We start from the raw sequence: 250 nt of genomic DNA, 5'->3' as shown, positions 1-250 counted from the left end.
GGGCACACCGCTCGAGGTGGCGAATTACGGGACGGTTGCCCTGTTGGGCGGCTGTTACGGCATCGGCGCCCATATCGCCAATGCCAAGGCTTTGAAAGCCGCCGGGAATCATGTCATTCTGATTATTGAGGCGCGCAGTCATTACCTTCATTATTACCAGGAAGAACTGGCGGCGGTTGCGGACGAATTCATCGCTTCCACGATTGACGGCTCCAACGGCGTCAAGGGTCATGCGATCGACGTGTTATTG

Annotated in this window: 1 protein-coding gene; it reads left to right on the top strand. The window is 56.4% G+C overall.

The genetic code is table 11. From position 1 onward, the window contains the following. Nucleotides 1-250 (top strand): hypothetical protein (locus tag FQ668_RS28715; protein WP_218570921.1); only part of this gene is annotated, 250 nt, incomplete at both ends.

The sequence above is a fragment of the Pseudomonas sp. Kh14 genome (genome assembly GCF_900291005.1).
Classification (GTDB): domain Bacteria; phylum Pseudomonadota; class Gammaproteobacteria; order Pseudomonadales; family Pseudomonadaceae; genus Aquipseudomonas; species Aquipseudomonas alloputida.
The sequence above is the reverse complement of the archived record's forward strand: the minus strand, read 5'-3'. Positions and strand labels throughout refer to the sequence as shown.